The organism is Paenibacillus tundrae, from assembly GCF_036884255.1.
Taxonomy (GTDB): Bacteria; Bacillota; Bacilli; order Paenibacillales; family Paenibacillaceae; genus Paenibacillus.
Genome location: NZ_CP145605.1, coordinates 5,312,370 through 5,339,186, shown reverse-complemented (window position 1 = coordinate 5,339,186; position 26,817 = coordinate 5,312,370). Strand labels below are relative to the sequence as shown.

Below are 26,817 nucleotides of genomic sequence, written 5' to 3'. Positions count from 1 at the left end.
AGGTAGGATGAATGAACAATCATTCAAAAGAGAAGGATGAACATACAGATAAACGGCGTTTTAGTTACCGTATTAACGTATTTTTCTTCGTTTCCTTTGTTATTTTTAGCGTAATTATTGTACGTTTGGCGTTTTTGCAATTTGTTGAAGGGCCAGAGCTCAGTCAGGAAGAGGCCAGCAACATTACGAAGGACGTTCCGCTTGCTCCTGTGAGAGGTACGATCTACGATTCCACAGGTGAGGTGAAGTTGGCTTATTCGAAGCCCATTCAGTCCCTTTACCTAACGCTGTATAAGAATTATGGCGATGTAGGTGGAAAACCGAGTCCGTATATGCCAGAAGCGGAAGATATCGCTACTCGGCTTCATGATGTGTTTGAGCAATACAAAACCAAAGACTCTGAATCACTTACCGTGGAAAATATCATCGAAGAGATGGATTTGAATTCGCGTAAAGCCAATGGTTTCATGCCACGTCTGATTAAGAGTGATCTGTCCGAAGAGGAAGTTGCTTATTTCCTCCAGCATAAGGATGAGTTCAAGGGCATCCAGATTGTGGAGGAAAGTGTACGTTACTATGATCCAGATACCGTAGCTGTTCAGACAATTGGTTATTTGAAGAAATTCAAAAGTTCCAAATCACTCGACAAATATGAAGCGATTGACGCGGCGAATAAAACACAGAAGGATCCAGGTCTCGTATACACAGAGAATGAGTTTGTCGGCTTCGATGGATTGGAGTTTCAATACCAGGATGCACTGCGTGGTAAGAGCGGATATAACTCTGTGGACGTGGACTTGCGGAACTTGCCAGAAGGTGTAGCGGGGACGACCCCTCCCGAGAAAGGCTATGATCTAATTGCCAGCATTAACAAAAATGTTCAAGTGAAGACAGAGCAAGCGATATTGGATCAGCTCAGTTGGCTTCACCGTAATCCGGTGTCGGGTAAGTTGCACCCTAATGCCAAAACGGGGTATGCGGTTGCGATGGAAGTAGACACTGGTAAAGTTGTTGCTGCCGCCAGTATGCCGGATTACGATACCAACGTATGGAGAACCGGAAGTATTACGAACGAGCAGTACGATAGCATTAAGTATATCTATCTAAATGGTACGATTCGGGGATTCGCGCCTGATGACTCCAGAAAGCGTGCGGAATCAGTTGTATTGCTCGGTTCCACGATTAAACCACTTAGTGTGCTGATCGGTTTGAAAGAGGGCTTTATTACAACAAACACGGTCTACCCGGATAGAGGTTCAACGACGTTTGGTGGAGATAATCGTAGAGTGCAGAACTCAGGTGGTCACGTGTATGGTCTGCTACGTCCTCGTGATGCCATTCGTCACTCCTCTAACACATTTATGATTGATGAAATCGGTAAGAACTTATATAGCCGTTATGGTGCCAAAGGTATTGATGTGTGGAATGGGTACATGGAACAATTCGGACTAGGCGTAAAAACGGGCGTTGACCTACCAAGCGAATATGCTGGTTTTAAGGATTATAACAATGAAGTCGAAAGTTCACTTACTCGACTTGTATATGCTTCCTTTGGACAACAGGGTAAATATACAGCTATGCAGCTTGCTCAATATACAACGATGTTAGCTAATAAAGGTAAACGGATGGAGCCTCATTTAGTAAGTGAAATCCGGGATTCCGAAGGTAATATTGTAGAGAAGATTAAGCCGAAAGTGCTGAGTACTGTAGATTTCAATGATGCATATTGGAATGAAGTGCAGCGCGGTATGGCAACAGAGGTTTCGGCCTTTAGCAGCTTCCCGTATGATTTTGCAAGAAAAACAGGTACTTCCACGCAGGTCGTCGGCGGTAAAAATGTGGATAACGGGGTATTTATTGCCTATGCTCCTCGCGACAATCCTAAGCTTGCGGTAGCTGTTGTTATCCCCGAAGGGGGCTTCGGTTCAAGCAGTGCAGCACCTGTTGCACGTGCAATCTTCGATGCGTATGATGAGGAGTTTGGACTGGACGGAGTTCCGAAGAAAAAGCAAAATGATGAAACGGATACGCAGTAACTACGTATCAGTTAGTATTAAGAGGTTCCCTCTAGGGAGCCTCTTTTATTTTTAATATCGTCGATCGTCTAATTCTACAACAGTTACGGTGAAGTGGACTTAAAGACTTAGCGCAAGTAAGGCTGTTTTTGAGATTGTTCATGTTGTTAGTTATTTGGTGTATTACCATTTATGTGATCTATTCACCTATGACGAAAATGTAACCAATATTTGGGGGACATTGTGGATTACCTTTGATAAACTCATAGAAGAACAGCGAATATGAACGTAGGAACGGAGAGGCTTAATACATGTTTAACCGATGGAAAAAGAGCAAAATGGTTACGGAAGATCCACCTGTTAATAAGCTATCGAGCGCAAGGCTTAATATGTTTTTTTTCGCAGCCTTTGTCATATTTAGCATCCTGATTTTTAGGTTAGCCTTTGTGCAATTTGTTGAGGGGCCTGAGCTCACCTACATGGAAACGAGCCGCAACACGAAGGATATTCCACTTGCACCCGTGCGTGGACCTATCTATGATGCGACCGGAGAAGTGGCATTGGCATATTCCGTGCCTGTACAGTCTCTGTATGTGATGTTATACGAGGACTACAGTAGAGGAGCGAGGCAAGAAGAAGCGCGGGAGTTAGCTGATGATCTGGCAGGCGTGTTCCAGCAGTTTAACCCAGGAGATCCGGAGCAACCGGACGCGGAAGAGATTATTAAACGCTTGGATCTTGAATCCCAGAAGGCGCATGGATATACGCCAAGGCTCGTAAAATCGGATCTGAATACGCAAGAAATTGCTTATTTCATGGAGAAAAAAGCAGAGTATCCAGGGGCGATGGTTCTGGAGGAGAACGTACGAAGATATGATCCTGATGGAGTTGCCGTTCAGGCCATTGGATATACGAGAGAGTTCAAGGGACAACAGCAAAATTCAGAAAAGTATAAAAAAATTGGTGAGGCTGAAGCGACGGAGCGTGACCCTGGGCTTCGCTATACCCAGCAGGAGAATGTTGGGGTAGACGGACTGGAATTTCAATATCAGGAAGTGCTTCGCGGACGCAGTGGTTACCAGTCGATCGACATCAATGCCCGTAATTTGCCAGAGGGTGCGATGGAGCAGACACCACCGCAGAAGGGGTATAGCCTGGTCTCCACGATTAATAAGGAAGTTCAGCTGGCAGCACAAGAGGCAATCACTGATGAACTTCGTAGACTGCCTAAAGCGGTTACCGGTTATGCCGTAGCGATGGAAGTAGACACGGGCAATGTCGTAGCCATGGCAAGCATGCCAGACTATGATCCAAACGATTGGGATTATGACAAAATTAAGTTTGTGTATCGTAACGGAACGATGGCTTCTTTCCCACCGGACGATTCGCGAAAGAAAGCAGAATCCGTTGTCCTCCTTGGATCGGTTATTAAACCGCTCAGTGTACTAATCGGCTTGAAGGAAGGGTTGTTTACAGCTGGGCAGACCTATCATGATCAGGGTTATGCGATCTTAGGGAAAGACGGCAGACAAGTAAAAAACTCGCATTCCGCATACAACGGACACATCACGGCGAGGCGAGCCATTGAGAAATCATCGAATGCCTTCATGATTGATATGGTAGGTAAACGACTACTGAATAAGTATGGTTCGGTAGAAGGTATTAATAAATGGGATGAGTACATGAAGGATTTTGGCCTTGGCGTATCTACGGGTGTAGATCTTCCTGGTGAGTTCTTGGGACGACTAGAATACAAGGAGGAACATGAATCTGGACTGACGCGTTTGGCTTTTGCATCATTCGGCCAACAAGCGAAGTACACCACACTTCAGCTTGCCCAATATACGACGATGCTTGCCAACAAAGGTAAACGGATGGAGCCACATTTGGTGAAGGAGATCCGTGATGCCGATGGTAATGTGGTCAAGAAGATCCAACCCAAAGTATTAAACGAGGTCGAGTTTGCGGATGCCTATTGGAATGAGGTACACCGCGGGATGGTGACAAAGGTAAGCTCATTTGATGGATTTGCCTATGATTTTGCTCGGAAAACAGGAACCTCGGAGCAAGGCACGGGGCCGAATAAAAAGGAAAATGGCGTGTTTATCGCTTTTGCACCACGGGATAATCCGATACTTGCGGTAGCAGTCGTTGTACCCGAAGGGGGATTCGGTTCGGTTAGTGCCGCTCCAGTTGCCCGCAAAATCTTTGATGCCTACGACGAAGTGTATGGTCTAAACGGCATTCCCAAAGGTAAGAAGGATGCAGAGCAGCAATAAGAATTTGGAATATTTAATTATGTAAAATACATTCGAGGTCATGAGCCTAAATAGACGGCTCGCGACTCTTTTAGGACAGGCAGGGGAAATTTTCCCTTGCCTTTTTATTTTTCATCGGATAAAATTTGCACCAGGGAAACATTATTAGCTTAGATTAAATTTTAATACCTTGTACAACAAAATTAGATGTGGACAAATATTTTAGGAGAAGGAAAGGGGTTGTTTGGATTGTTAAAGGTGAAGATGAGGAGTATTCATCGAGGGTTTATTACACTTGCAGCTTTGGCGATTATGATGGTGCTTAGCGCTTGCTCAAGTGAAGCAGAGACTGGCAGTAATGGGAAATTGCAAGTAACGGCCACGACTGGAATGATTGCGGATGTCGCACGTGAGGTAGGCGGAGCATATGTTGACGTTACCGGTTTAATGGGGCCTGGAGTAGACCCCCATCTGTACAAAGCATCTCAGGGAGACATACGCAAGCTGGAGCAAGCGAACGTGATTTTGTATAACGGGCTGCATCTGGAAGGCAAGATGACTGATATTTTGGAGAAGATGTCCAAGAGCAAAATCGTTACAGCGGTAACGGAAAATATTCCTGTGGATCAGTTGCGTTCTGGTAAAGACACGGGTGGTACGGAATACGATCCTCACGTCTGGTTTGATGTCGGTCACTGGATCCATGCGACAGAATCGATTCGCGATACGCTGATTAAGGCAGATCCAGCACATGAGGAACAATATAAAGCGCAAGCGGAACAGTACCTAGGCAAACTGCAAGCATTGGACGAAGAGGTTCGTCAGCAGATTCAAGAAATTCCGGAGGCAAGTCGAGTGCTCGTTACCGCCCATGATGCGTTTGGATACTTCGGGCAGGCTTACGGCATGAACGTCATGGGACTGCAAGGGATTAGCACAGCAGCGGAATATGGTGCAAAAGATGTTAGTGAACTGCGTGATTATCTTGTAGAGAATCAGATCAAAGCTGTGTTCGTAGAGTCGAGTGTGCCTGCAAAAGCGATGGAAGCCATTATTGCTGGAGCGGCGGAAAAAGGACATACGGTCACCATTGGCGGCGAATTGTTCTCGGATGCCATGGGTGCTGAAGGTACGGAGGAAGGCACATATATCGGTATGATCCGGCATAACATCCAGACCATTGTCGAGGCATTGAAGTGATGGAACAAGGATCAAGAGAGGAGTGGAACGTGAATGAACAAGTTAACATCATCTAAAAATTCTCTTCAAGGCATGACGAACAATCATGCTCAACAGGAAAAGCAGTCTGCAACAGCTCCTCTCAGTGTGAGAGATCTAGCAGTGGCTTACCACAAGAAACCTGTTCTAAGCGGAGTATCCTTCGATATTCCAGAAGGGCAGCTTATCGGTATATTGGGTCCGAATGGCGCAGGCAAATCAACCCTAATCAAAGCAGTGCTCGGGCTGGTTCCCAAAATGCATGGCGATGTACGTATTTTCGGGCAATCCTATCGTGAGCAACGGAGACGGATCGGGTATGTTCCGCAAAGGGAGTCCGTGGATTGGGATTTCCCTACCCATGCGCTGGATGTGGTGACGATGGGACGTTATGGTCATCTGGGTTGGTTCCGTCGCCCAGGCAAGAAGGAACGTGATCTGGCAGCGCATTGTTTAGAGCAGGTCGGCATGGGCGACTACATGTACCGTCAGATCAGCCAGCTCTCCGGCGGTCAGCAGCAGCGGGTATTTCTGGCACGTGCATTAGTTCAGGATGCGGATCTATATTTCATGGATGAACCGTTTGCCGGGGTTGACGCAACAACAGAAAAGGCGATCATATCTTTGCTCGAGCAGTTGAAGCAGCAAGGAAAGACCGTGCTTGTTGTGCATCATGATCTGGCAACGGTGGAGGAGTATTTTGACCATGTGCTGTTGTTGAACGGGCGGCTTGTAGCAGGTGGACCCACTCACGAGGTATTTGTACCTGACACACTACAAGAGACGTACGGAGGCCGGATTGCGATGATTGGAAGCCGGTCGGAGAAAGGCCAGGTGTAATGCATGTGGAACTGGGCACTCTCCATTCTGTCTGACCCGAATACTCGCTGGATTCTTCTCGGATGTTTATTACTTGGATTCAGTAGTGGAATCATCGGCTCCTTTACCTTTTTACGACGTCAGAGCCTTATGGGTGACACACTTGCACATGCAGCGTTGCCGGGAATCTGTATTGCATTTATGCTAACCGAGACCAAATCCGTGGGACTTTTCTTGTTTGGCGCTCTCGTTGCTGGTATTGTAGCCACCTTCGGCATTTCGTGGATTACACGGCATTCTCGCATTAAGCAGGATGCTGCAATGGGAATTGTATTAACGGTGTTCTTCGGCATTGGCGTAGTGATGTTGACACGCATTCAGCATAGTGCGAGTGGAAGCCAGAGCGGGCTCGACAAGTATTTGTTTGGTCAGGCAGCTTCGATGGTGATGACGGATGTGTATGTTATGGGCGGCGTCTGTCTGTTGTTACTCATCGCTTGCCTCGTGTGGTTTAAGGAATTCAAGCTGGTGAGCTTCGATCCAGGATTCGCAAGAGGCATGGGATTGCCTGTTGCTGTGCTGGAGCAGCTCATTCTATTATTAACTGTTATTGCGGTCGTTGCAGGCATTCAGGCGGTAGGTGTAGTCCTCGTTGCCGCCCTGTTGGTCACGCCGGCAGCTGCAGCACGTTGCTGGACAGATTCACTTGCACTTATGGTGCTGCTCTCAGGTATATTTGGTGCTATGAGCGGTGCAACAGGTACGTTGTTCAGCACGATGGTTCCTAATCTACCAACAGGTCCTGTGACTGTGCTAGCAGCAACTGTCCTGTTTGCAGGTTCGGCACTACTGGCTCCGCGCAGGGGCTTACTGGCCCGGCGCTTACGAAGTATTCAAGCCAAGTCGGCTTACTTGAGAGAAGAGCATGCCGCCGTTCAGACACTCTCTGCGCAGCGAAATGGGCAGCAAGAACGGGGTGAGATGTAATGGCAACCTTTTGGATTATTTTAACGGCAATACTTGTCTCGTCAGCTTGTGCAATTCTGGGTTGTTTTCTAATTTTGCGCCGGATGGCCTTAGTGGGTGATGCCATTAGTCATGCTGTACTACCCGGGATTGCCATAGCTTTCTTATGGAGTGGTTCCCGAGATTCGTTATGGATGCTGCTTGGTGCAACGATCTTTGGTCTATTGACGGTGTTTCTGATTCAGAGCTTGCAGGCTGGGGGGCTATCCTCCGATGCCTCTATTGGTATTGTATTTACGGCTCTATTTGCGGTAGGGGTCATCTTAATTAGTCTGAATGCACAGCATATTGACTTGGATCTGGACTGCGTCCTATTTGGTGAGATTGCTTATGTGCAGTGGGATACACTGATGATTGGTGGTACGGATGTTGGGCCAAGAGCAGTATGGATGCTGGGAATTACGTTGTTGGTCATCCTGGTGGTTATTGGGCTGTTCTATAAACAGTTCAAGCTATGTGCCTTCGATCCAGCACTGGCTGCAGCCTGCGGTATTCCGGTAGTGTTGTTCCATTACTTGCTCATGGGACTTGTCTCCATGACGTCTGTGGCTTCGTTTGAAAGTGTAGGCTCTATTCTCGTTGTAGGTATGTTGATTGTACCTGCGGCAACAGCGTATCTGTTAACCGATCGACTTGGCAAAATGATCCTGTACAGCGTGCTGGTTGGAGCTGCTTCTTCGGTTGGAGGCTACATCATGGCTTATATGTTGGATGCTTCCATTGCAGGGTGCATGGTGGCGGTTGCCGGTATTTTATTTGTACTCGCGCTGCTGTTGTCCCCGAAACACGGGATTATCTTCCGCTATGCTCGCCGTAAATTTGCTACACGTTAATGATGAAGATAACTTTAGATAAAAAGAGTTCAAACGTCTGCTAAATGCAGGCGTTTTTTGTTGCGGAGAAAACGAGATCTGACTCTGAACACCTGGTTTAACACCTGTCATTCATCGTATTTCTTCTATAGGAAGACAGCTTCATAGCTTCATGATGTTTACATTGATTCATATTGGTTATTTTGTTGCATATGGATGATCTGTGGTAAAATGTCGTTAGCTGTGACGTCCGGGGCGTCCGCTTGTGCGGATACCGGGCGATCTTTGTGTGAAAGTATGTTGGATGGGAATAAAGAGAGACAACTGAGGAGGAATACAACATGAGTGAACTGAAATACAAATTGCTAGCACTCGATATGGATGGAACATTGCTAGATGATAATCATGAGATTACACAGGAAACGGCCAAATGGATCAAAATTGCAATGCGCCGCGGCATACATGTATGTCTATCTACAGGAAGAGCGGTATTCCATGCTATGCCTTATGCGGTACAGCTTGGTCTAGAGACGCCGATGATTACTGTGAATGGTAGTGAAGTGTGGAAAGCTCCGAATGATCTACATTTCCGCCATCTGATGGATCCGTCATTAATCCGCAAGCTGCAACAGATCGGGGAGAAATATAACAGCTGGTACTGGGCATACTCCGTGGAAGAGCTGTTCAACCGTGATCGCTGGACAGACAATATCGAAGGCTTGGAATGGCTGAAGTTCGGATATACCACTGAGGTTGACGAAGTACGTCACCAGATCATGCTGGAACTACAGGAACTTGGCGGTCTGCAAATGACGAATTCTTCACCTGTTAATATTGAGATCAACCCGGCAGGCATATCCAAAGCGAGCGGTGTAGCTGAAGTGTGTAAGTTGCTTGGCATTGAGATGTCTGAGGTAGTCGCGGTCGGCGACAGCTTGAACGATCTAGCGGTTATTGAAGCTGTAGGTCTAGGCGTAGCTATGGGAAATGCCCAGGAGCAAGTGAAAGAAGCGGCAGATCTCATTGTGGCGAGCAATAATGAAGATGGCATCGTTGAAGTCATCCGTGAACATATTTTAAAGGGGGAGTAACCTTTGCTCGCAACCGTTGGTTGGATTTTAATTGTACTTCTGTTTGCAGTAGGCATGGCGGGAACCGTCTATCCAATCTTACCGGGTGCTGTAGCGATATTCTTCGCATTTCTGGTCTATGGATGGTTCTTTAGTTTTGACCCGTTTGGTGTATGGTTCTGGATTACTCAGATTTTGATCGTCGTTGTGCTGTTCGTGGCTGACTATGTCGTTAGTGCCTGGGGCGTTAAGAAATTCGGCGGTTCCAAGCTATCCACCACGTTAAGTACGATTGGTGTAATCATTGGTCCATTTGTCATCCCGGCGTTCGGGCTTGTACTAGGCCCATTCCTCGGTGCCTTTATTGGGGAGCTTATCGGAGGATCATCACCTTCCAAAGCGACTAAAGTTGGTTTTGGTTCCGTGGTGGGACTGTTCACAAGTACGGTGATGAAAATTATTTTGCAAATCGTCATGATTGTGCTCTTTATTATCTGGGTGGTTCGATTCGCATAGGCATTAGCGAGTGCGAGCGTCATCTGGGCGCACGTCCGTGTGGAGGAAAGAAGGGGAATTGGTTTGTCTAAGAAGGAAACATTTATTAAGGGGACGCTCATTCTAGCGGCAGCAGCGCTCATTGCAAGGGTGCTTGGTCTTGTGCAACGTGTGCCGCTTGAGCATATCCTCGGCGATATCGGTAACGCATCGTTTACCATTTCCAATACGGTATATTTAATGCTGTTAACCGTTGCTACGGCAGGTATACCAAGTACGCTGAGTAAAATGGTATCCGAACGCTACGCACTAGGACGAGCTGGCGAAGCACAGCAGATCTACCGAGCAGCCCTGATTTTCGCTGCTGTGGCTGGTGTTGTAATGTCTACACTGCTGTGGTTTGCCGCACCGTTCTACGCGACCCATATCTCGAAGGTACCGGAATCCGTTAGTGCCATTCGGGCTCTAGCACCTGCCTTGCTGCTCTTCCCGGCGATTGCCATGATGCGTGGTTATTTCCAAGGTCGAGGCAACATGACGGCTGGTGGTATCTCACAGATTGTAGAACAATTTGCCCGTGTAGGAACTGCCATTATCGTGGCCTACATTATGCTGCAATGGAATTATGATGATCAGACAATCGCTGCGGGTGCTTCCTTCGGTGGTGTATTCGGAAGTATTGGTGCGTTTGCTGTTATGCTGTACTTCACCTTGAAGCTACGTCGCAAAGATCGTGAAGCCCAGTTTGAAATGGAGCGAGCTCAGCAATTGCCGATGCGCGGCATTTACGCAGATATCTTTAAGCTGTCTATTCCGATTGTTCTATCATCGCTGGCGGTTCCTGCAATTAACTTCATTGACTCATCCCTTGTCGTTCCATTGCTAAGTGGTCGTAATGGATTAGAAGAAGCGACAGCCGTACTTGCGATCTTGGGTGCGAAGGCGCAAAGTATTGCGGGTATACCGCCGATTCTTGCCATCGCTTTGAGTCAATCCTTGGTGCCGGTTATCTCGGCAGCATTCGCTCGTAAGGATGAGACCCATCTGAAGAATCAGATTACGCTAGCGTTGCGTATTTCGATTCTCACAGGTATGCCTATTGTTATTGCGCTCTGTACTGCGGCGTATTCTGTGAACGGATTATTATTTAGTTCATTGGATGGGACACCGATTATTGCGTTGCTTACTTTCGGTACCATTTTCCAGATTACGATGATGACAACAAACTCCATCTTGCTGGGCGTAGGTAAACCACGAATTACGATGATCAGTGTAGCTATAGGGGTAGTCGTCAAATTGGTGGCGAGTCTGATCCTTGCACAGATCTTTGGCATTTATGGCATCATTATTGCAACAGCGCTATGTTTCTTAGTGATTACGTATCTGAATCTCCGAGTATTGAGAAAAATAGTATCCTTCTCGATCATGGGTGATCGTTGGAAAGGGTTCCTGTTGACTGTATTGCTCGCTGCAGGTGCTGGCTTCGGCACAAACTGGTTAGGAAATATGGTCTTTGGCTCATTCCTGCCATCCCGTGTATCGTTCCTGATGACCTGTCTCGTTGTTGGTGCACTGGTCGTTGTTATCTATCTCGTGCTCCTGATTGTACTGCGTGTGCTGCGTAAGGATGAGTTGGGGAGTTACCCACGTATTCTGCAAAAGGTTTTACGTCCACTAATGCGTCTGCAACGTGGAGTAGAGCAACAAGGGTAACCGATGGTAACTGGTCATATGCCCTAACTTAAGGGCATGCCTTTAACCCATATCTAAGCATTGCATATAAGCCTGTTCGCTGTATTTATTCAGTGGACAGGCTTTTTGGTATGTGTATCAGATATGCTCGAAGGAAGAGAAAGCAAGCCTGGATCCGGATTGCTTTGCTATGTCGTTTCTTAATAAGATGTGATGAGACTTAATGTAATAAAGTTTTGGCATCATGAGCTGCCGCAGTTTTGAGCAACCCATATCGGTGTTCGTGACTCATCTCGAATAGCCATGGTCGACGTGGTGCGGTTAGATGGCCAAGGCAATCCCTACTCTGGAGCCAGTCCTGTCTTGTAATCGGCTCATAGGGTGTATCCTGCCACACAGCGAGTAATTCAGGGCTGTATAGTCGCTGACCCTCTGGCAGCCATTCCAGCTCCAATAATTCCTTGCTATAAAACTCATTCTTTCCAGCATGCTCCTCGTGGGCTGTGAACAAGCCTGGCCAATATTCGGCACGCGATCCGCGATGGGGTACGGCACGGGCGAATTCTAGTACTTGCGTCAATACTTGCTGGGTACCGAACAGCATAGCATACAGGCTTTTTCCAAACATAATACGTTCATCAAGCTTGGCGAAATGTTCAATGACTCGGCCCGTAAGTCCTTTGCCACGTCCGAGTGGAAATACGATATGATTAAGCCCAGCCAGGTTATGCACATGAAAGGCAGGCTTGGACAGCACTTCTTTTTTAAAATAAGGATGCTGCACAACCCGGCTCTCAATATAGTTCTGCTCATTAATAATTAATGCCACACTGAGCAACGAGCTGCATCGTTCCAGCCAAAATCGTTCCCAAAAGGGAGTCATAAAGACAGAGATATGGAAATGGGGGAGGAGGTGAAAACAACTTCGTCCCAGTCTACGGCTGTTCATGTACAACAATAATTGAGGATAGGCGTCTTGGAAGATAAGCGCATTACAACGCTCCAGCATGCGATACATATGTTCTCGATCAGTTTGACTTTGCAGGTTGTGCATTAGACCACTCTGTAGATCTGTCATATGGTATCCACCGTTGCGTGAAACCATATGAGCCAGCAGCGCCCAATGAAGCTCAGGATACTGTTCATAACATTCCAGATAGGCTGCTGTGCGGGTAATATTGCTTCGATTATGCTCTGCCGTCAGTCTATGGATTTCTTCTAAAATAATGCAGTCCTCTTCACATACAATCGCGCTGCGAGCATGTCTAGTAGCAGCCGATTCCACTCCAGGCAATGATCGTTCAACTTCTTCTTGCAAGGATTGGGCGACATCAGATTGCCAAGCCAAATCACGTAAAGGATGACGTAGTTGATTGGAGGCTTGCCACGCCGCCTGTTTGCCACGCCAGACTTCCCTCGCCGCACCAGGAATGGAACGCACAATGTGAAAAAAGGACTCCAGTGGAGGCGAATCTGTTTTGTGAGTATGCATTGCTCGTCATCCTTTCTCATGATTGCTCTAACCTCAGTATGTACTGAATATTTGACTTCCACTCGGCAATTTGCTTCACTTAGGTTAAGACAAGGAAAAGAAAGGAAGATGTGATCATGGAACAAATAACTTCCAAACCTGAATTTGATGTAGCGATTCAATCTCCGAGATTGACCGTAGCTGTATTTAAAGCCGATTGGTGTGGAGATTGTAAATACATCGATCCATTTATGCCTGAGGTAGAGGACAAGTATGCTCGTGAGCTGACACTGGTTGAGGTTGATGTTGATCAAGTGGGGACAGTTAGCGAAGAACAAAACATCCTCGGCATACCGAGTTTTGTGGCGTATACAGATGGACGCGAGCTGGTTCGTTATGTGAATAAGCTTCGTAAATCTAGAGAAGAGATTGAGCAGTTTCTTGATCGTGCTGTTGAAGTGTATAAAACGATCCACAAATAAACACAATCCATTTTAAAGGTTACATATGTTAACAGCTACTTTTCCATCATCGGAGAGGTGGCTGTTGGTATGTTCGTTAAAGTTCAGGAGACACTATTAAGATGTGGGTATGAACCTATACATACAGTATTCATACAAATTGCAGAAGCATGAAATAAACGCTTGTGTCTAAAATTTGAACTAAAATGACCTTCTGGTCATTTTTTAAACAGACGTTAACATTTTGTCACAAAGCGCGGCGTCAATGACACTTTTATCCGGTATAATGAGTTTAGTTGTGAATTACGTGTCAAAGTACTGAATCAAGCGAGAAACGATGTTTTTCGCCATCTTAAACCAACAGCAGGTGAGAAAAAATTGAAGCATTTAACCTTGTTTAAGTGGTTAACCGTATTAACTTGTCTTGTAATGTTCCTGGCGACATTCGGTGGGGGCATTGTTACTAAGACGGAATCCGGATTAGGTTGTGGCACAGAGTGGCCTTTGTGTAACGGAAAGCTTGTTCCAGCACATACGGTAGCATCCCTAATTGAATATTCACATCGTGCCGTAAGCGCATTGGCAGGTCTGCTGTCGATTGCCTCTTTTGTAGCATTTTTACGGTTTGGTAAGTCTCGCCGAGATCTACAATTGTTCTCATTACTAACGCTCATTTTTGTTATTGTCCAGGGAATCATGGGAGCCTTTGCCGTGGTGTTCTCCCAATCTTCCGCCGTAATGGCGCTGCACTTTGGATTCTCGATCATAGCCTTCGCAAGTTCTCTAATGATGGCGCTGGGAATAAGGCAGGAGGCGCGTCACGGAGGACTAGAAAGATTGAATAATTACCCTCGGGTAACCAAAGGCTTCCGTAATCTGGTCTGGTTTTCCACTGTTTACACGTATCTCGTTGTGTACACAGGTGCGTTCGTGAGCCATACCGACTCAGCGGGAGGCTGCTCTGGTTTCCCATTATGTAATGGACAGATTGTTCCAGAGTTATCGGGAGGGGTAGCTGTAGCATTCGCTCACCGTTTGGCTGCATTATCCTTAGTTATTGTCATCGCGATTTTGGGTCATTATGCATATCGCAAACACCCGGATAACACCGAACTTCGGAGATTAGGTGTTATCGCTGTAGTGCTCATCCTGCTCCAAGTTTTCATTGGATTCGTGATGATGCTTACGATCGGGCGCCCAGAAGTGTACATGTTCGTTGCACTTGCTCATATGTTGGATATTGCCATATTGTTCGGAGTTCTAACGTACATGAGTTTCCTTGTATACAAGCTGCATCGTCCAGTTAATCGTTTCTAAATCAAGTATACAGATTCAAGATATAGGAAGTTATATTGCGACAACGTACAGAGTCTGCCTTTCAATGATGTAGATCATTGGGAAGGTGGACTTTGTTTGATGTTAGGCATGACAGGGCAACCTAAGCGAAGCAGCATTCATGCATTTACTCTGATCCCGATTTTGTTTAACATGATTAAGCATCCCATGATCAGCAGAATGCAAAGAGGAGGCTGTATATGCTGCGAACGTTGCTAGGCGAACCGCCGCGCCAAAATGAGGGTATTTTGGAGGAAGCTATTGATTCAATGGTGGAGACTTTGGAGTTACTGCAACGACAACTGGAGAAGAACCAAGATCCAACGCATGATTATCGCAAGTTATATGTATGGACGCAGGGGTTAATTTCTTCGTTGGATGAACTGGAGCAGAGTTGCTTTGCAGCATCTCATTTTCGGAAAAAGGTAAAAGCAGGTTCTACAGAAGACATGACCAGTGAAGAAAAGGCTGAATACGCCCGGTATGTTTATTTCTACAAGGATGGATTCATTCGTTGCTTTGCCATTTTGGACAAGACAGGAACGGTGCTGAATGAACTGTTTCAGCTCAATACAACCAAAGTGAAAACGCATTTCTCTTATTTTACCGTGTTGCGACAGTTTGGATATGCGAAGATGCACTCGGAGCTAGCTGTGAAGCTGACTGAGATCAAGGATGTATACCGAGAGCCCATGAGCAAATTACGTAAACGCAGAAACATGGAGATTCATTACATGAATTCTGAGATGCAAGATGATTTGTGGCAACTGCATCAGACGTTACAGGGGAAAGTGAAGCTGGAGGACTTGGATCAGCATTTGAACGAATTGCGTCAAGGATTAGATATGGTGTGTATTACTTTGAAGGCGTCTTATGGATACATTAATAAAATGTGGTATCAACAAGGTTTTAGAGAGCGTACTAAAGGGTTAAAATCATAATATTTACCTTTGACAAATCGGAATACTTGGATTATACTGAGTTCCTAATAGGACATTAAATGTAATATGTTTCAACATGAAGTATCTGAACAGTATAACTGCGGAATTACACGAACTTATACAATCTTACAATATCATATTTCTTATCGAGAGCGGCGGAGGGACAGGCCCGATGAAGCCCGGCAACCGATTTATAACGACAATGGCAAACGTGTCATTCTTTATAGATGTTAGGTGCTAATTCCTACAAAATGGCGTTAAACGCGATTTTGGCAGATGAGAAGGTATATTCTTTCAAGCAAAGAACCCTTTCAGTTTCTGCAAAGGGTTCTTTTTTTATTGCATGAATGGGAGTTTTCCTCTCTTTCGGGTAAAGATAGGTGTAGGCAGTGGGAAGGAGAGTATTACTTGATTGAATTAAAGGGAATAACCAAAACATATGGTAGAGGCGCAAAGGCGACGACTGCGCTTGCGGATCTGAATCTGAATGTACGTAAAGGCGAGATCTTTGGAGTCATTGGGCATTCGGGTGCAGGTAAAAGTACATTGATTCGATGTATCAATCTATTGGAGCGACCTACTGAAGGTGAAGTGTGGGTTAATGGAGTGAACTTGACCAGTCTGAGTAAGTCGGAATTGCAGCAGCAGCGGGGTAAGATCGGCATGATCTTTCAGCATTTCAACCTTCTCTCATCTGCTACGGTCTACGACAATGTTGCATTTCCACTGAAATTGGTCAATACGCCCAAAGCGGAGATCGACCGTAAGGTAAAGGAAATGCTCACCTTGGTCGGACTTGAACAGCATAGCAACAAGTATCCTGCACAATTGTCAGGAGGGCAGAAGCAACGGGTTGGCATTGCACGTGCACTCGCCAGTGATCCAGATGTCCTGCTATGTGATGAAGCGACGTCTGCTCTTGATCCACAGACAACAAGTTCTATTCTGAAGCTTCTGCTGGATATTAACCAGAAGTATGAGTTAACGATTGTGCTGATTACTCATGAGATGCATGTGATCCAGAGTATCTGTGATCAGGTTGCAGTTATTCATCAGGGCGGCATTGTTGAACAGGGACCGGTTACGAAAGTATTTCTCAAGCCGCAACATGCCATCACACGAGATTTCATGCAACAAGGTCAGGCGACTGATTTGTTGTTGCTTGAAGAGGAAGGTTTGGCAAGCTCAGAGAACAGCCGTAAGAATGGCGAACAATCTCAGTTGGTGAAGATTTCGTTCTTGGGGCAGAAGACGTATGAAGCTATTCTGTCACGAACCGTTCGCAAAACCGGCGTTGATTTCGCGATTCTGCAAGGAACGATCTCTACGATCAAACAAGTCCCTTATGGACAGCTTATCGTTCGTTTCGAGGGAGATTCTGCTGCGATTAACTCAACTACCCGTGAATTAGTCGAGCAGGGACTTGATGTGGAGGTGCTTCGTTAACATGGACTTTTCAACTGTACACTGGGAAGAGGTCGGCAAAGCGTCTATTGAGACACTGCAGATTCTTCTTGTATCCGGTTTGTTTACTGTAATTATCGGCTTACCATTAGGTGTGCTACTCTTCATGACAGCAAGATCCCCATCGGCAAAATCAATTCTCGTTTACTCGATTCTGTCGGTTATTGTCAATATATTGCGATCTGTTCCATTCATCATTCTAATTGTTGCTCTACTTCCCGTTACTCGCGCCCTTGTTGGGACGGCTACAGGTGTACTGGGGACAATCCCACCACTTGTCATTGCAGCAGCACCTTACTTCGCGAGGATTGTGGAGACGACTTTGCGTGAGGTAGATCGTGGTGTTATAGAAGCTGCACAAGCGATGGGAGCCTCTACAGGGCAGATTGTAAGACGTGTTCTGTTACCAGAGGCACTGCCTGGTTTGCTAGCAGGTATAACCATTACCATAGTTACATTGGTTTCTTATACGGCAATGGCGGGTATGGTTGGTGGCGGTGGCCTTGGAACACTGGCGATCAACTATGGTTACTATCGTTATCAGACAGAAGTCATGCTTGTCGCGGTAGTATTGATTGTTATTTTAGTACAGGTACTTCAGATGTTTGGAGATCGTCTAGTTAAATTGTTCACCAGGAAATAACACATAGACAGCATGACTCGCTCTTATCAAATTGGATAAGGATGCTGCATGCAAAAAATTATTGGAGAAGGGGTTTTACACATGAAAAAATGGTCATTTGCTCTACTAAGTATTATGCTGATTGCAGTATTAGCAGCTTGCGGAAACAACAAGGATGCAGATAGCGGTGCAGACAATTCTGCTGGCGCCCCACGTACCGTTGAACTGAAAGTAGGAGCATCGCCTACACCTCATGCTGAAATTCTAGAAAGTATCAAGCCTGAGCTCGAAGCAGCAGGCATTCGTTTGCAAGTTGTAACATTTAATGATTACGTTCAACCGAATCAACAACTAGCTGACAAACAATTGGACGCTAACTTCTTCCAACACCAACCGTATCTAGATGCAGAAAATGCAGCACGTGGCTTTAACCTCGTTACTGTAACTCCTGTACACGTTGAGCCTTTTGGTGGTTACTCCAAAAAGATTAAATCACTGGATGAATTGAAAGACGGCGCAAAAGTTGCTATCCCGAATGACCCATCCAATGGTGGCCGTGCATTGTTGTTGCTTGCAAAAGAAGGTCTGATTACGCTTAAAGACAACACAAACATCTCGTCAACACTGCAAGACATTACTGAAAATCCGAAAAACTTGGAGATCATTGAGTTGGATGCAGCGATGATGCCGCGTCAACTGGATGAAGCAGATCTGGTATTCATTAACGCCAACTATGCACTGGAAGCGAATTTGAATCCAGAAAAAGATGCTCTTCTGATCGAGGATCTGCAAGGTAACCCATACGCTAACATTCTTGTAGCACGTGAAGATAACAAAGACGCAGACGCTATCAAGAAACTGGCAGAAGCTCTGAATTCCGAAGCAGTAAAAACATTCATCAAAGAGCGCTACCAAGGTGCAGTTGAACCTGCATTTTAAGAGATAACTTAACGAAACATAGAGATTCGAGCACGTATATCATGGGATGTTTAATGATATTATCGAGTGCCGTATCAATATAAAAGACAAAAGCCCTACATCCTTGTTTATAAGGTGTAGGGCTTTTGCGTGTGATTCATTAGTGTGGATGGAGCATTAGCGCTTATTCGGGTCATTCTCTGAATGGTCGGTAGTGGATGAATGGGTGTTTTCAATGGATTCCTGCCCAGCGGCATGCTGTTGATACGCCTGTTCAGCAGGAGAAAGAGAATTCTCATCCGTAGAATGCTTAGCATCATTTTTTTTGCGTCCAGTCAGCTTATTACGTAGCCATGTGAATGCACCAACGATTAGAGCGACGATCACAAACCATCCTTTTTTGAGCAACAATAACAATCCTACTTTTTTGGCAACAGCAACTCCTGCACCACCAAGGATTAGGCTAGTTAGACCGAGTTCTGATTTTTTGTCGATAGAAGCATCAAATTCCTCATACTTGTTTCCCGTAGTGACGGTAAGATTGGAGAGAACACTGTCCTCAAACTGTCTTCGGTTTTCCTCGAAGTTAGCACTGTCGGTAACTAGAATAACTCCGATATAGCCTTCACGTGTCAGAACATTCACATTGTAATTAACGAGGGCTTCCTGCTGAGCATCCTTCAGACCAATGGAGTATAGCAGATGGTGTTTGGAGCTATCATACGTCGGTTCAATGTCCCACCCAGTAATAAACAGTTGGTTATCAGGAGTAGTTCTTTCGTTTTGTTCCTCTGTACCTCGTTTGTAACTGTCTAGGAGCTCTTCAGCATCGAGATTGTCCTTGTCACTGTCGTCAATATGTCCAGGGTCGTTGTACTCGAAGATCACGTACCAGTTCGAGTTCTCGCCAGCTCCATAGATACTACCGATCTCTGTTCCGTTCGGGAAGGATTCAGTGTCTTCCATGAAACGTTGCGTGTTGGCTGCATCTAAAAAGGTAAGTCCTTCAACCAGTTTTAGGGAGGCTTTGTTGTCGAGAACGACATCGCGTGGTCCGTCTAACCATTGATAATCTTCGATGGTGCTGTCACTTTCTGCTGAAGCTATGATGGAGAAGGGGGCTTGTAATGTAAATACAAGCAGTATTGCGATAAGGGATGCTACACATTTTTTCATCATTACTATAAGTCCTTTCAGAGGTGCCATGTAATGCTTATATTTACATGATCATATGTATTGTGTCATTACTTTCACAGAAAGAAACGACTTATCGACATTACCATAGACACCCCAACCAGACAAGGTATATATGGTTAATTAGGGGGTATTTTACTTCTTAAGACCTAATTGATATCAAAGTAAAGGCTGGGAATATAAGTATTTAGTCTGAGGTTTACACTTTTTTGCAAATAAGATGATTTTGAGTTGGGGGTAGCACAAAGACCATGTACCCCAAATGAGAGATGCACGGCTTTTGTTGATAATAGCTGTATTTATTTATTAGATGACTGCTCAGATTGGCGGTAATGTGATAGCTCATTCTGATCGGCATGCTGTTGTTCATCTGCTTCTTGTAGAATCATTCGCTCGGAAGGAGAGAGCTTTTCCTCATCTCCTTTTGATCTTTTAAACCTAATCCAAACAATCAGTCCAACTACAACAAACAAAATTACTGGCCATCCTTTCTTGAGAAAAAGCAATAAGTTGTTCGTTGGACTGCCTGTATAACCGATACCGCCCCAAATTAAACTTTTGAGTCCGATCGTTGAGGTTTTGTCTGTCGAGGCATCATATTCTTCATAGGTATATCCTGCATTGATACTCAATTGGTTAAGTACAGTTTCCTCGAATATCTTGTTGTTCTGTTGGAAGTTAACCAGATCTGTAACCAAAATAGCAGATACATATCCTTCGCGTGTGAGTATATGTACATTGTAATTGACCATGGTCTGTTCAAAAGCATCCTTGAAGCCAAGAGAGTAAATCAATTGATGTTTGCTGCTATCATATGTAGGTTCAATTTCCCAACCCGTTACGTAAGTTCGATCTTCAAACTCGGATTGTCTGTTCTCTGCTTCTGTGCCACGAATATAACTACTTAAAAGTTCGTTCGGATCGAGTTTCTGATCGTCATCTCGGATATGACCGGTTCTCACATATTCAAAGACAACATACCATGCACCCATTTCGCTATTGTTGTATAAACTACCAATTTCATTACCGTTAGGTTTGGCACCTGCGTTGAGCATTGAACGTTGTGTGTTGGCCTTGTCCAGATAATAATAGTCTTCAGGGATTTCTAGAGTAGCTTTGCTATCTAAATCGACAGTAGCTGGTCCACCGATCCAGTTATACGTATCCGGAGATTGCTCTACGTGGGTTGTTGCATTTACTTGAGAAGCATTTGAGAAAGCTAAGAAACTAAGGGGTAGTAACAACATAAATGTTTTCCATTTTCTTTTAAAAATGTTCATCTCACAATCCTTTCATATTCCTTGCATATTAAGACCTTTTTACGCGATATCACCGACACTAACATAGCTATACATGACTGGCAAGATATATCTGGAATTACAGAAATAAAATCCCTATACGATATGCAAGTTGTGAGGGGATGATAAATCTTTTATACTAATGAATGACTGCTCTTTGAAGAGGGGGATGGACGTGAAGGGGAAGATTGCCCTCATAACGGGAAGTGCCAAAGGCCTTGGAAAAATGACAGCCCTCAGTCTGGCCGATCAGGGATGTCATATTGCCCTGAATTACGTGAATAGCCGATTCGAAGCAGAGGAGCTTCAGGCACAGATTATAGCCAAAGGCGTTAAATGTATTGCAATCCAGGCTGACATTTCGAAGACCGAAGAGATTACATTTTTGGTTAAACAGGTGGAAGAACAGCTCGGCAGCATTGATATTCTTGTGAATAATGCAGGACCCTTTGTCCGTGAGCGACGTTTGTTTGCCGAATACGCAGAAGCGGAAATACAAATGTTAGTACAGGGTAATTTGCTTGGACCCATGCTGCTTGATCAGTATGTGCTGCCAGAGATGCGGCGGAAGCAATGGGGACGCATCATCCATTTTGGATTCAGTCATGCCGGAGAAGCTAGATCATGGCCTCATCGAGCTGTATACGCAGCCGCGAAGGTGGGCTTGGTTTCTTTTACCAAGACATTAGCTGTGGAAGAAGCGCCTTACGGAATAACTGTGAATATGGTATGTCCTGGTGATATTCGCGGCGCCAATAAAGAGAGAACGATAGATGAGATTGCCGGGATTGCGGACGATGAAACACCAAGAGGACGTCCTGGCAGCGGTGAAGATATTGCACGTGTCATTACGTACCTCTGCTTAGACCATTCGGATTTTATTACAGGTAACATAATGGATGTATCTGGAGGACTTGATCCGATTCGTCCAACGATCTAGAGAACAAAGAGATATGAAGCGGTAGAGCTAAGGAATGTGAACTATACTAAGTAAGAAATAGACACAAAAAAAGAGCCCTCCGCTTCAAGTGAAGCGAAAGGCTCTTGAGGTTTATTTCGTGAAGGATTGATTAGAATACTTGTACGACTTCTTGTACACCCTCAACTTCTTCAAGAAGGGCGCGTTCAATCCCGGCTTTTAAGGTAATGGTGGAGCTTGGGCAACTGCCGCAGGCACCGACCAGTTTCAGCTTAATGATGCCATCCTCCACGTCGACCAGTTCCACGTCACCGCCATCGCGTTGCAGGAACGGACGAAGTTTATCAAGCACATCAGATACCTCATCATACATGGTGCTTTGTGCGTTTTCGCTCATATTGTTCAACTCCTTTCCTCTATATATTATATTACAAATGACCATAAATTAAAATGGTCAAACAAAGCAGGTGAACTGAAATGAGACCAATTATTGAATTTTGTGCTAACAATATGCATTTTGGCACCGATGAAATCATGGATCAACTGGAGGAGAATCCAGATTATGATGTGATTGAGTACGGCTGCCTTAGCAATTGTGGCCAATGTTACATGACTCCTTTTGCACTGGTGAATGGCGAATTAGTCATTACCGACAAAGTCGAAGATCTGTATAATGCCATCTTGGCCAAAATTGCTGAAGCCGATGCTTGGAGTGAGCTGGATCTCGATTAACCGAGATGACGCTTGGACATCCAGAGCACGCCGCTTTTCAAAATACGAGGCACACGTCCCATCATGGACGTTTTGCCCATCAGCCCAAAACCAGCCTTCTTGCCGAGCGCACCTAACGTGCCGCGAAGCTTAAGAGGGTGTGGATTGGGCTTTTCACCTTTCCAAAGGGCATGCTGAATATGAGCGATCTGTTCACCCTGTACTTCTGCTGCTTGACCACTTGGAGCGTAAGGTACGCTAGCGCAGTCACCAACAACATAAACATCTGTATATTCAGGAATTTGATAATATTCGTTAAGGACAACCCGGCCTTGGGGGTCTTTAGTGACATCCAGATCTTGTACTACTTTGACTGGCTGGATTCCTGCAGTCCACACTACGGCGTCCGTCAAAATTTCTTCATCCCGATTATAAATTCCATCTGCTTCAAGACGGGAAATGGCAATATGTCCACGGGTCTCGACCTGATGTTCGCTAAACCACTCATGAACATATGCAGATAGACGTTGTGGGAAGGCGGACAATACACGTTCACCACGGTCGAGGATGCTGATATTCAGATCGGGTCTGCTCTCACGAAGCTCTGCGGCCATCTCTACACCACTTAGACCGCCACCAACGATGTGTACTTGTCCATAAGCTTTTACCTCGCTGAGACGAAGATACGTTTCTCTTGTTTTGCTGAAGCTCTGAATGGTGCAGCTAAATTCCTCTGCTCCTGGTGTGTTATGGAAACGGTCGGTACAACCTAATCCAATCACCAGTTTGTCATATTCCAAAGGGTCTTGGCCTTCAAATTCAATCTGACGCTGTTCCAGATCAATTGCCGTTACTTCTCCATAACGATACGTAACTTTTTCGTGAACTGGAAATTGGATGCGCAGGTCGTAATCGGATACGGTGCCTGCTGCGAGTGCGTAATATTCTGTCTTTAGTCCTTGAAAAGGGCTGCGATCCACCAATACGATTTGTGTGTCTGCTGGAATTTTACCTTCAAGAAGTTCTTTGATAATCGTGAGGCCACCATAACCGCCTCCGAGAACGACGAAATTTTTCATGACTCGGCTTCCTTTCTGCATCAGTCCCGTTAAGCGGGGCTGCAACCTGTGGAGCAGCTATGCTTCCATAGCTGCTCCATTGTTTTTATTTTGATAATCAGAAAATATGCATTTCAAATTACAGATATCGTGCAGCACGATTGTACTGTGAGTACAATCCTGGAGGTTACTTCAGGAATGAAGATATAGTCGAAAATGTTGACCTAGACAACAAAATTGTTGGAAAGAGGCAGCCGAGCTATATCCTACCTGAATGCGATTCAATGCTTGGATGTGGCTGAGAAAAGAATAATGAGATATTACTCGTATACTTGAATTTCATTATAGAACGTATCACGCTCTACAGGGATGCGCCCAGCACCCTTAACTAGCCAGATCAGCTCTTTACGAGTCAATCCCTCTGGCGTGAGTGCACCTGCAGCATGGCTGATCTTCTCGCGTACAATTGTACCGTGAACATCGGAAGCACCGAAGCTGAGAGCCACTTGTGTTAATTGTGGACCAATATTAATGAAATACGCTTTAACATGGTCGATGTTATCGAGCATCAGACGGCTGATCGCAATGGTTTTGAGATCTTCGTAAGCAGAGTTACGACGCATGATGCTTGCGCTTTTGCTCTTAGGTTGCATGGAGAGCGGGATAAACACCATAAAACCATTGGTCTCATCTTGAAGCTCACGAATTTGAACCATGTGATTCACACGATCTTCGTAGGATTCAATGGATCCGTACAGCATGGTCGTATGAGTACGCATGCCTAGGTTATGAGCAGTGCGGTGTACTTCAAGATAGCGATCAACATTGGCTTTGTCTACGCGCATTTTTTTACGATACTCATCAGACAGAATTTCCGCGCCGCCGCCAGTCAAAGATTTCAGACCTGCTTTTTGCAGCTCTTGCAGAACTTCCTTAATGCTCAGACCACTGATGCGAGTGAAGAAATCAATCTCTGCAGCTGTGTAAGCTTTTAGCGTGACATCCGGATATTTTTCGTTTAAAGCACGTAAAGAGTCGACATAATATTGAAAAGGAACATGATTATTATGCCCGCCTACGATATGAAACTCACGTACGCCTGGGTGAATATGTTCTTCCACATAATCAATCATTTCCTGACCGGACAACGTATAAGAGCCTTCTTCACCTTGGTCTTTGCGGAAATTACAGAATGCGCAGCGAGCTTCGCATACGTTGGTGAAATAAAGGCTCATGTTCTCGATGAAATATACTTTCTTACCGTTCTTCCGCAGGTTGGCTTCGTTAGCCAGTTGACCCAGCGTGAGCAAGTCATCTGTCTCATACAGATAGACACCGTCTTCCACGCTCAATCTTACGCCGTTTTGAACCTTCTCGACGATCTCAGCCATTCTTTTGTCTGTAAATGGTGTAACTAATGTAGACATTTGTTATTCCTCCTGTTCTTAACCGGATTAAGTAGTATCGACTGTTTGCAGGGCTACATCAGTATGGTGAAGCTTAAAAACCGCTAACTGGATGGATGCAAAAGCTCACATAGAAAAAATGCGGTCAACAACCGCCTTCTATTGTTAAACTAACTCTTATTTACCCGGTGCAGCATATGCTGCATTGTGCAATGACTTATTTGTTCGAGAAAAAGGAGTCTAATGACTCTATATGCATTGGGGACTGCGTTGCAGTCTCGAAATGTGAAAAAAATTACAACTCCAATTATGACCATCATCTGAATAAGTCATGACAAAATATCGACATTTCAGAGCGACCACCTATCCATTATAAACCTCGTGTCCCGGGGGTTCAATACACTGGGAAGAAAAAGGAGTTAAGGAGGAACGCGGAAACGGGCAAACTTCACTTGAGGCCCTTGACGGGGTGGAGTATAATTTAGGAAGAGTTAATGTAAAGTTGTTCAAAAAGTTCGCTTCTGATTACGAAGGATGCCTTTTTGAACATGAATATATATGAAAAAGGAGAGTGACCTGGCATGATTAATATCAGCGAAACGGCTGCTGACCGATTGAAAGAAATGCTTGCACAGCAAGAGACACCTGGCATGTTCCTGCGTCTTGGCGTAGCACCGGGGGGTTGTACCGGATTTTCGTACGCCATGGGCTTTGACGATAAGGAATCCGATGAGGATCTCTATATGGATATTCAGGATATGAAGGTTGTCGTGGAGAAAGAGAACCTGAAGTATTTGAATGGTCTGGAAATTGATTTTGAAGAGTCTGGCATGACCGGCGGATTCACCATTCATAACCCGAATGCAGTAGCAACATGTGGCTGTGGATCTTCTTTCCGTACAAAGGAAGAAGCGGGCGTACCGGATAAGGATTGCTAAGATTTAGTTTAATCAGACCTCTATGGCGTAGTTCAACTGCGTTGTAGAGGTTTTTTTTTTGTGCAAAAAAACGATGCCCCTTAGGACATCGATATACGTACACGAATTTTTTTACTCCCCAGAAACAGCATGCTCAAGCTCCTGGATAAAGAGTTCCTCGACAACCGCCTCAATATGATCTTCATTCTCTTCAGCCGCATCTAATATATCTGATGAAAATAAAACGAAGGAAAAGTCTCCAACTGTAATCTCCCAGGTGTGAGGCGAAGTTTCCTCCCTACGGTCAATTGTTGCTTGAGTACCTGTCTGAATTAATCGCTCAATCAAATGATGGAGGGTGATATCTATTTTTTGAATAAGGACTTCAGTGGAAATAGTGGAACGATTGGCTTGTCTTAAAATCATGGCAACTTGATCCTCAAAGCTCATCTCACTCAGCTCCTTCTCCATAGGCTACTGCTTGACCTAGGTGATGTATTTAGTAATCACAGACACGTATATTCGACATACTAAAGACAATCCCTTCTTCTATATATGGAAAGCAATGCTTCGAGGAAGTGAGCAACGAACAATATTTTTCTGTTCAATTAATGAAATTTAAGGTGTTGACAAGAATAGTTGTAACAACTATAGTTACATTATAGATTTTAGGAAAACAAAACATAGCTGAAGGAGA

General features: G+C 45.0%; 25 protein-coding genes and 1 riboswitch. Of the genes, 18 read left to right on the top strand and 7 right to left on the bottom strand.

Going from position 1 to position 26,817, the window contains the following annotated elements; genetic code table 11:
* Nucleotides 1–11 precede the first annotated feature (11 nt).
* From V6W81_RS23925 to V6W81_RS23885, 9 genes are all read left to right on the top strand, one after another.
* Entirely contained in the window at nt 12–2,036 is a 2,025-nt protein-coding gene (locus tag V6W81_RS23925) for a peptidoglycan D,D-transpeptidase FtsI family protein (RefSeq protein WP_338540597.1), read from the top strand.
* 290 nt (nt 2,037–2,326) lie between these two features.
* Nucleotides 2,327–4,294, top strand: coding sequence for a peptidoglycan D,D-transpeptidase FtsI family protein (locus tag V6W81_RS23920; protein WP_430700918.1), 1,968 nt, complete (start codon nt 2,327–2,329; stop codon nt 4,292–4,294).
* 243 nt (nt 4,295–4,537) lie between these two features.
* Complete coding sequence (locus tag V6W81_RS23915) at nt 4,538–5,473, top strand: metal ABC transporter solute-binding protein, Zn/Mn family (RefSeq protein WP_430701378.1); 936 nt, start codon at nt 4,538–4,540, stop codon at nt 5,471–5,473.
* A gap of 72 nt (nt 5,474–5,545) precedes the next feature.
* Nucleotides 5,546–6,331: a metal ABC transporter ATP-binding protein gene (locus V6W81_RS23910; RefSeq protein ID WP_338544061.1), complete on the top strand. Its 786-nt coding sequence runs from the start codon at nt 5,546–5,548 to the stop codon at nt 6,329–6,331.
* Nucleotides 6,332–6,334: 3 nt separating this feature from the next.
* A complete protein-coding gene (locus tag V6W81_RS23905) occupies nt 6,335–7,297 on the top strand; it encodes a metal ABC transporter permease (protein WP_338540596.1) in 963 nt (320 codons plus the stop codon).
* Nucleotides 7,297–8,169, top strand: a complete 873-nt coding sequence (locus V6W81_RS23900; protein WP_145049625.1) for a metal ABC transporter permease — start codon at nt 7,297–7,299, stop codon at nt 8,167–8,169. The genes V6W81_RS23905 and V6W81_RS23900 overlap by 1 nt, the downstream gene beginning before the upstream one ends.
* Nucleotides 8,170–8,489: 320 nt before the next feature.
* Nucleotides 8,490–9,239 carry a Cof-type HAD-IIB family hydrolase gene (locus V6W81_RS23895; RefSeq protein ID WP_338540595.1) on the top strand — a complete coding sequence of 250 codons (750 nt, stop codon included), beginning with the start codon at nt 8,490–8,492 and terminating at the stop codon, nt 9,237–9,239.
* Between the two features lie 54 nt (nt 9,240–9,293).
* On the top strand, nt 9,294–9,734 hold the full coding sequence (locus tag V6W81_RS23890; RefSeq protein ID WP_056702865.1) for a DUF456 domain-containing protein: 441 nt from the start codon (nt 9,294–9,296) through the stop codon (nt 9,732–9,734).
* 63 nt (nt 9,735–9,797) lie between these two features.
* Nucleotides 9,798–11,426 carry a putative polysaccharide biosynthesis protein gene (locus tag V6W81_RS23885; RefSeq protein WP_338540594.1) on the top strand — a complete coding sequence of 543 codons (1,629 nt, stop codon included), beginning with the start codon at nt 9,798–9,800 and terminating at the stop codon, nt 11,424–11,426.
* Between the two features lie 199 nt (nt 11,427–11,625).
* Here V6W81_RS23885 and V6W81_RS23880 read toward each other — a convergent pair whose 3' ends face one another.
* Entirely contained in the window at nt 11,626–12,897 is a 1,272-nt protein-coding gene (locus V6W81_RS23880; RefSeq protein WP_338540593.1) for a DUF2515 family protein, read from the bottom strand.
* Between the two features lie 116 nt (nt 12,898–13,013).
* On the opposite strand from V6W81_RS23880, the gene V6W81_RS23875 reads away from it, so the two are divergent.
* From V6W81_RS23875 to V6W81_RS23850, 6 genes are all read left to right on the top strand, one after another.
* Entirely contained in the window at nt 13,014–13,358 is a 345-nt protein-coding gene (locus tag V6W81_RS23875) for a thioredoxin family protein (protein ID WP_145049633.1), read from the top strand.
* Nucleotides 13,359–13,715: 357 nt separating this feature from the next.
* Nucleotides 13,716–14,654: a COX15/CtaA family protein gene (locus tag V6W81_RS23870; RefSeq protein ID WP_128103452.1), complete on the top strand. Its 939-nt coding sequence runs from the start codon at nt 13,716–13,718 to the stop codon at nt 14,652–14,654.
* 218 nt (nt 14,655–14,872) lie between these two features.
* On the top strand, nt 14,873–15,613 hold the full coding sequence (locus tag V6W81_RS23865; protein ID WP_338540592.1) for a Cthe_2314 family HEPN domain-containing protein: 741 nt from the start codon (nt 14,873–14,875) through the stop codon (nt 15,611–15,613).
* A gap of 140 nt (nt 15,614–15,753) precedes the next feature.
* A riboswitch (SAM riboswitch) is annotated at nt 15,754–15,896 on the top strand.
* Nucleotides 15,897–16,021: 125 nt separating this feature from the next.
* Nucleotides 16,022–17,059, top strand: coding sequence for a methionine ABC transporter ATP-binding protein (locus tag V6W81_RS23860; protein ID WP_338540591.1), 1,038 nt, complete (start codon nt 16,022–16,024; stop codon nt 17,057–17,059).
* A gap of 1 nt (nt 17,060) precedes the next feature.
* Entirely contained in the window at nt 17,061–17,720 is a 660-nt protein-coding gene (locus V6W81_RS23855) for a methionine ABC transporter permease (RefSeq protein ID WP_338540590.1), read from the top strand.
* An 81-nt stretch (nt 17,721–17,801) separates the two neighbouring features.
* A complete protein-coding gene (locus V6W81_RS23850; protein WP_056702353.1) occupies nt 17,802–18,638 on the top strand; it encodes a MetQ/NlpA family ABC transporter substrate-binding protein in 837 nt (278 codons plus the stop codon).
* A 156-nt stretch (nt 18,639–18,794) separates the two neighbouring features.
* Here V6W81_RS23850 and V6W81_RS23845 read toward each other — a convergent pair whose 3' ends face one another.
* Both V6W81_RS23845 and V6W81_RS23840 read right to left on the bottom strand, forming a co-directional pair.
* Nucleotides 18,795–19,796 carry a DUF2167 domain-containing protein gene (locus V6W81_RS23845; protein WP_338540589.1) on the bottom strand — a complete coding sequence of 334 codons (1,002 nt, stop codon included), beginning with the start codon at nt 19,794–19,796 and terminating at the stop codon, nt 18,795–18,797.
* Nucleotides 19,797–20,110: 314 nt separating this feature from the next.
* Complete coding sequence (locus tag V6W81_RS23840) at nt 20,111–21,091, bottom strand: DUF2167 domain-containing protein (protein ID WP_338540588.1); 981 nt, start codon at nt 21,089–21,091, stop codon at nt 20,111–20,113.
* A 193-nt stretch (nt 21,092–21,284) separates the two neighbouring features.
* Between V6W81_RS23840 and V6W81_RS23835 the strand changes: the two genes are divergently transcribed.
* The gene (locus V6W81_RS23835; protein WP_338540587.1) at nt 21,285–22,049 is read left to right on the top strand and encodes an SDR family oxidoreductase; all 765 of its coding nucleotides are present in this window, start codon (nt 21,285–21,287) and stop codon (nt 22,047–22,049) included.
* Nucleotides 22,050–22,179: 130 nt separating this feature from the next.
* Here V6W81_RS23835 and V6W81_RS23830 read toward each other — a convergent pair whose 3' ends face one another.
* On the bottom strand, nt 22,180–22,425 hold the full coding sequence (locus tag V6W81_RS23830; protein ID WP_053783253.1) for a NifU family protein: 246 nt from the start codon (nt 22,423–22,425) through the stop codon (nt 22,180–22,182).
* Between the two features lie 80 nt (nt 22,426–22,505).
* On the opposite strand from V6W81_RS23830, the gene V6W81_RS23825 reads away from it, so the two are divergent.
* Nucleotides 22,506–22,760, top strand: a complete 255-nt coding sequence (locus V6W81_RS23825) for a YuzB family protein (RefSeq protein WP_056702359.1) — start codon at nt 22,506–22,508, stop codon at nt 22,758–22,760.
* On the opposite strand, the gene V6W81_RS23820 is transcribed toward V6W81_RS23825, so the two are convergent.
* Both V6W81_RS23820 and mqnE read right to left on the bottom strand, forming a co-directional pair.
* Entirely contained in the window at nt 22,757–23,818 is a 1,062-nt protein-coding gene (locus V6W81_RS23820; protein ID WP_338540585.1) for an NAD(P)/FAD-dependent oxidoreductase, read from the bottom strand. The genes V6W81_RS23825 and V6W81_RS23820 overlap by 4 nt on opposite strands.
* A gap of 299 nt (nt 23,819–24,117) precedes the next feature.
* On the bottom strand, nt 24,118–25,224 hold the full coding sequence (gene mqnE, locus V6W81_RS23815; RefSeq protein WP_056702363.1) for an aminofutalosine synthase MqnE: 1,107 nt from the start codon (nt 25,222–25,224) through the stop codon (nt 24,118–24,120).
* 560 nt (nt 25,225–25,784) lie between these two features.
* Between mqnE and V6W81_RS23810 the strand changes: the two genes are divergently transcribed.
* Nucleotides 25,785–26,141 carry a HesB/IscA family protein gene (locus V6W81_RS23810; protein WP_145408705.1) on the top strand — a complete coding sequence of 119 codons (357 nt, stop codon included), beginning with the start codon at nt 25,785–25,787 and terminating at the stop codon, nt 26,139–26,141.
* A 111-nt stretch (nt 26,142–26,252) separates the two neighbouring features.
* On the opposite strand, the gene V6W81_RS23805 is transcribed toward V6W81_RS23810, so the two are convergent.
* Complete coding sequence (locus tag V6W81_RS23805; protein ID WP_338540584.1) at nt 26,253–26,570, bottom strand: hypothetical protein; 318 nt, start codon at nt 26,568–26,570, stop codon at nt 26,253–26,255.
* Nucleotides 26,571–26,817 lie beyond the last annotated feature (247 nt).

What these genes read in the sequence shown, in the direction of transcription:
- V6W81_RS23925 (WP_338540597.1), top strand. Translation starts at nt 12, where the DNA reads ATGAACAATCATTCAAAAGAGAAGGATGAACATACAGATAAACGGCGT.
- V6W81_RS23920 (WP_430700918.1), top strand. Translation starts at nt 2,327, where the DNA reads ATGTTTAACCGATGGAAAAAGAGCAAAATGGTTACGGAAGATCCACCT.
- V6W81_RS23915 (WP_430701378.1), top strand. Translation starts at nt 4,538, where the DNA reads ATGAGGAGTATTCATCGAGGGTTTATTACACTTGCAGCTTTGGCGATT.
- V6W81_RS23910 (WP_338544061.1), top strand. Translation starts at nt 5,546, where the DNA reads ATGACGAACAATCATGCTCAACAGGAAAAGCAGTCTGCAACAGCTCCT.
- V6W81_RS23905 (WP_338540596.1), top strand. Translation starts at nt 6,335, where the DNA reads ATGTGGAACTGGGCACTCTCCATTCTGTCTGACCCGAATACTCGCTGG.
- V6W81_RS23900 (WP_145049625.1), top strand. Translation starts at nt 7,297, where the DNA reads ATGGCAACCTTTTGGATTATTTTAACGGCAATACTTGTCTCGTCAGCT.
- V6W81_RS23895 (WP_338540595.1), top strand. Translation starts at nt 8,490, where the DNA reads ATGAGTGAACTGAAATACAAATTGCTAGCACTCGATATGGATGGAACA.
- V6W81_RS23890 (WP_056702865.1), top strand. Translation starts at nt 9,294, where the DNA reads ATGGCGGGAACCGTCTATCCAATCTTACCGGGTGCTGTAGCGATATTC.
- V6W81_RS23880 (WP_338540593.1), bottom strand. Translation starts at nt 12,897, where the DNA reads ATGCATACTCACAAAACAGATTCGCCTCCACTGGAGTCCTTTTTTCAC.
- V6W81_RS23875 (WP_145049633.1), top strand. Translation starts at nt 13,014, where the DNA reads ATGGAACAAATAACTTCCAAACCTGAATTTGATGTAGCGATTCAATCT.
- V6W81_RS23865 (WP_338540592.1), top strand. Translation starts at nt 14,873, where the DNA reads ATGCTGCGAACGTTGCTAGGCGAACCGCCGCGCCAAAATGAGGGTATT.
- V6W81_RS23855 (WP_338540590.1), top strand. Translation starts at nt 17,061, where the DNA reads ATGGACTTTTCAACTGTACACTGGGAAGAGGTCGGCAAAGCGTCTATT.
- V6W81_RS23850 (WP_056702353.1), top strand. Translation starts at nt 17,802, where the DNA reads ATGAAAAAATGGTCATTTGCTCTACTAAGTATTATGCTGATTGCAGTA.
- V6W81_RS23845 (WP_338540589.1), bottom strand. Translation starts at nt 19,796, where the DNA reads ATGATGAAAAAATGTGTAGCATCCCTTATCGCAATACTGCTTGTATTT.
- V6W81_RS23840 (WP_338540588.1), bottom strand. Translation starts at nt 21,091, where the DNA reads ATGAACATTTTTAAAAGAAAATGGAAAACATTTATGTTGTTACTACCC.
- V6W81_RS23830 (WP_053783253.1), bottom strand. Translation starts at nt 22,425, where the DNA reads ATGAGCGAAAACGCACAAAGCACCATGTATGATGAGGTATCTGATGTG.
- V6W81_RS23825 (WP_056702359.1), top strand. Translation starts at nt 22,506, where the DNA reads ATGAGACCAATTATTGAATTTTGTGCTAACAATATGCATTTTGGCACC.
- V6W81_RS23820 (WP_338540585.1), bottom strand. Translation starts at nt 23,818, where the DNA reads ATGAAAAATTTCGTCGTTCTCGGAGGCGGTTATGGTGGCCTCACGATT.
- mqnE (WP_056702363.1), bottom strand. Translation starts at nt 25,224, where the DNA reads ATGTCTACATTAGTTACACCATTTACAGACAAAAGAATGGCTGAGATC.
- V6W81_RS23810 (WP_145408705.1), top strand. Translation starts at nt 25,785, where the DNA reads ATGATTAATATCAGCGAAACGGCTGCTGACCGATTGAAAGAAATGCTT.
- V6W81_RS23805 (WP_338540584.1), bottom strand. Translation starts at nt 26,570, where the DNA reads ATGAGCTTTGAGGATCAAGTTGCCATGATTTTAAGACAAGCCAATCGT.